This is a genomic window from Halochromatium sp. (assembly GCF_054919635.1).
The window spans coordinates 1-4,210 of sequence record NZ_JBUDPI010000328.1 but is presented as its reverse complement, the minus strand read 5'-3'; the positions used below and the strand labels follow the sequence as shown (position 1 = coordinate 4,210).

General features: G+C 62.1%; 4 protein-coding genes. 1 reads left to right on the top strand and 3 read right to left on the bottom strand.

Annotated features, from left to right (window positions below; all coding sequences use genetic code 11):
* Positions 1-1,734, top strand: a 1,734-nt coding sequence (locus tag ACY693_RS15935; RefSeq protein WP_462322798.1) for a DUF4407 domain-containing protein, incomplete at its 5' end; no start/stop codon positions are given.
* On the opposite strand, the gene ACY693_RS15930 is transcribed toward ACY693_RS15935, so the two are convergent.
* From ACY693_RS15930 to ACY693_RS15920, 3 genes are all read right to left on the bottom strand, one after another.
* Positions 1,727-2,083 (bottom strand): hypothetical protein, encoded by a 357-nt coding sequence (locus ACY693_RS15930; protein ID WP_462322797.1) that lies wholly within the window; start codon positions 2,081-2,083, stop codon positions 1,727-1,729. The two genes, ACY693_RS15935 and ACY693_RS15930, sit on opposite strands and share 8 nt — an antisense overlap.
* 66 nt (positions 2,084-2,149) lie before the next feature.
* Positions 2,150-2,533 (bottom strand): Hpt domain-containing protein, encoded by a 384-nt coding sequence (locus ACY693_RS15925; RefSeq protein WP_462322796.1) that lies wholly within the window; start codon positions 2,531-2,533, stop codon positions 2,150-2,152.
* Between the two features lie 106 nt (positions 2,534-2,639).
* Positions 2,640-3,731, bottom strand: a complete 1,092-nt coding sequence (locus ACY693_RS15920; protein ID WP_462322795.1) for a quinone-dependent dihydroorotate dehydrogenase — start codon at positions 3,729-3,731, stop codon at positions 2,640-2,642.
* Between the last annotated feature and the right edge of the window lie 479 nt (positions 3,732-4,210).

The window sequence follows — 4,210 nt, the reverse complement described above, 5'->3', positions numbered from 1 at the left end:
GTCACGGCGCCCTTCGTCGAGAAGCTGATCCGCGCCGATGACATCGCCACTTGGCATCAGGCCCAAGTCGAGCGCTACTTTGATGAGCGCGCTCGTGAGCTCAATCAGCAGGTCGAGATCCGCGCCGCGCAGCAGGGCGCTAGCTATCGCGCTCGCATCCAGGACCTCGAGAAGCAGATCAGCACCGTCCAACAGGAGATCGACGCCGAGCGCGAGCGCCGGGACCAGCTGAGCGCTGAGTATCAGCCCGAGATCCAAGTCCTGACTCAAGACCTAGCCGAAGCGCGCCGACGTGTCGGTGACGAGGTACTCGGGCGCGAAGGCCGACCTGAAGGATACGGTCCAGAGGCGCGCAAATGGAATGCCCGCGCGGAACTGCTCGCAGACACCCTCGCTAGCAAGCGTGCCGAGCTCAACGAGCGCCTAGCCCCCATCGAGGCGAGCATCAGCGATCTCCAGCAACGACTTGATCGTCTTAATGCTGCCTTGGCTGAGCTGCGAGCCGAGCAGCAAGTCCTGCTTGATCGCATTGCCGCCGAGGTCGAAGCCGAGCAGCCGCCGGCCGTGCCGCCAACACTGACCTTCGCCGCGCAATCCAAGGCACTCAACGCACTACGGCAGAGCCCCGCAGAGCAGGGCGTTCCTCATTTCGAGACCGTGGAAGGATTTGCACAAGCCGCACTTGGCATCCTGTTCTTCGCCCTAATCGCACTCAAGCTGTTCGAGCCACCTGGGGTACAGGCCTATTACAGTGAGACCATCCAGGATCAGTATCGCAAGTATCTCGACGGTGGTCTGGCGGATATTCCCGGCTTCGAGCACCACGATGACCCAGCGCGTCGTCTCACACCAGTCGAGCTTGCTCGCCGTTGGCGGCAATGGCAGCGCGACCCCAAGGCCTTTGTCGCCAGCCACCGCACTGAGGTCGAGGCACAACGGAGTCTCGCCCGCATGGACGCTGATCAAGCGCATGAGCGCGAGCTGCTCAGCCGTCGACGTGAAGGGGTCGATCATCAGCTCGCGCTCGAGCGGCGCCGTCGCGAGTCGGAGCTTGCAGCGCGTGAGCGCGAGCTCGAGATGCGTCTGGAGCAGATGGGGGTGCGGCTTGACGATGAAGCCAAGCTGCAGCGCGAGCGCGACAAACTGCAGCTCGAGCGGGAGTCTGAACAGCAGGCCACGGCCAAGGCCAAGGCGACACATGAGCAGCGAGAGCAACTGCTCCAGACGCTGCAGCGTGAGCTCGATCAGCAGCGCGAGCAGCTTGTCACCCACAACGAGCATCAGCTCCATTTGGCCCGCGAACTGGCCGAGACCGAGCACGCAATCCGCGGATGCACGCAATCGATCGAAGCGCTGGAGACCGAGGTCAATGCCAAGCAGCCGACATTGGATCGGCTACGCGGCGATCTTGCAAGCCTCCGAGGTCAACCTGCTGCCACCGGCGCTTTCGCCCGTCTCGGGCGTTCGGGCCGGCGCGCGGCCCAGCTGCAGCGCGCCATCCGCCGAGCCGAGCGCTCGCTGGCGCCCCTGCAGAAGGCGCTCGGCGAGCAGCGTGGCCAGCTGAGCGTGTTAGAGGTCGGGGCCGAGCAATTGCAGCAGGCCATGGAAGACAACCGTGCCACCGAGCTGACGCTGCGCCACCGCCGCGACAGCAAGCGCGCCGAGCTCGACACATTGCTCCTCTCAGCACCAGACGAGGGCACGGCGGCTCCGAGTGAGCCCAGGCTCACATGAGCTTGATCACCTGATGATTGCTTAGGCCCAGTATCTGCTGGGCGAGATCAACGGCCTGGTCTGCGAACTGATCAAGACTTTCCCAACGGTCTGCGGTATCCACGACATCGGTTAGCCCTTCGCTGACCACCCGCAAGTCATAAGCACCTTCGCCGCGACGATCTGAAGCTGCCAGCTCGCTCGTGACGTAAAGCACGGGCTCTTGCTCGCCCATCGGCACCAAGGCGAGGATGAACCGATACTGACGCTGATCGTTACTCTCGATCTCGCCGAGCAAGGTCGCCGCATGATCGCCAATCTGATATCGACGCTTCGGCAGCGCGGTCTTGATTTGGGGTCGATCCTGCATCGTCATCCTCTCGGATTGGTGTCTCGGACAGTTAGGCCTGATTGGTGGACCAGAGCTGGGTCCTCTCTAGAGCCAGTCTTTAAGCACCGCGAAGACATGCTCGATGCGCCGATGCAGCTGTGGCACCAGACGCTCAGCCAGCTCTAGCCGTTGGTCGCGGCCGGCATCCTCGATCTCAGCGGCGGTTTCGGCCAGCGCGTTGGCGCCGATATTCGCCGCAGCTCCCTTGATTGAATGCGCATTCCGCCGTACGGCATCGGCCCGCCCCGCAGCGATGGCGCCGTCTAGCTGCTGCAACAGCTCTTGCGAGCTTTCGACGAAGGCCGCAGCGACCTCGCGCGCAATCTCTTGATCACCGTCCAGGCGCTCCACCAGCACAGCGATGGAAAAATGATCGTCCACCGGGGTATCGAGCTCATCTAATCGAGCGTCTCCAGATGTATCTATCATCGATCCTGTGGCTCCTCATCGAGCAAACCAAAGTCATTCTCCGGTATTGTGCCGGATTGTAGGCCCCCAATGCGCCCGTCTCGAGTGCCGAAGTATCGCCGGAAGATCATTGCCAGCACACCTCGGGCGCTGACAGCAAGCGCCGAATCAGCCCCGGCCCACCGTAGATGAGCCCGGTATAGAGCTGCACCAGATCAGCCCCAGCTGCACGCTTCGCAGCGATATCGTCTGGCGACAAGATACCCCCAGTGCCAATCAAGACCGGGTCCGGCCCGAGCGCCTCACGCACGAGAGCCAAGAGGGCTGTGCTGCGTGTGAATAACGGTCGCCCAGACAATCCGCCGCTCATCGCCGCAGTGGACTCGCTAAGACCCTCGAAACGAATCGTCGTGTTGGTGAGGATAAGGCCTGCGCAGCCGGCTGCAATGGCCGCCTGCGCGCAGTCGATGGCATCCGAGTCGGCGAGATCGGGCGCCAGCTTCAGCAACACCGGCCGTGGCTGCCTTAGCCGCTGATTCGGCGCTTGCACGGCGTCCATCAAGGCCCTCACCTGACCCACCGTCTGAAGATCGCGCAATCCCGGCGTATTCGGGCTTGAGATATTCACAACCAAGTAATCAGCAAGCTCGGCGAGCAGCGCACTGCTGCGCTGATAGTCGTTTGCGGCTTGTGCTGGCGGCGTCACCTTGGACTTGCCCAGATTGACTCCAAGCGGCACCTGCAGCAGATCGCGGTCACGCAGTCGCGCCAGGCGCACGGCCATCGCCTCAGCGCCAGCGTTGTTGAACCCCATCCGATTAACCAGCGCTTGATCACGCGGCAGACGAAATAGGCGCGGTCTAGGATTACCGACCTGTGGCAAGGCTGTGACCGTGCCAACCTCAACAAAGCCGAAGCCCAATCGCTGCCACAGCGGGACTGCCCGAGCATCCTTATCGAGTCCCGCGGCGAGACCAATTGGGTTCGGAAAGCTCAGCCCCATTGCCCTCACCTGCAGCGAGGGCGCCCGAGCCGGATCGGACGCCGCAAGCCTGCCGCTGAATCGCTTTGACCAGCCCGCGGCTAATGCCATCGCGATGCCGTGGGCACGCTCGGGGTCGAGACGAAACAAGAGAGGACGCAACAACCCCCAAGCAAGCCCCCGCCGCCGTCCAGCAACTAGCGCTGCGGAGTCCGGGCCTGAGCCTTCTGTCGACATCGATGCCACCTGCGTTAAACCTTGATGTGAAGCGGGTCAAAGAATGCAACCGCAGAGAGGAGCGATTGCGATCTCGCAATTGCAATTAATCCACTATATGCTAATAAACTAGAGAAGGGGTGGCTCAGTCTCTTCTAAAGACCATGCAGCCGCTCACCGTGCTGCCGCGATCAAGCTGTACTGACCGCGACCTGACCGAAACTTCCATAAAATCAACAGCAGAGGCACGCTCCCATGAAGTATCTTACCGTGCTCAAGCAGCTCAACGCTGGAGAGATCCTGTCTATCGCTGCCGTCATTCTCATGCTGATCGGGATTGGCTACGGTCTCGCTAGCTAAGACGGACATCCTGTCGACAAGCCCTAGACCACGAATCTTACCGCGACCCTGGGCGCCGACCGCAATCAGTGCATCGGCGCCCAGCGCTGACTGCTGACTGCTGACTGCTGACTGCTGACTGCTGACTGCTGACTGCTGAC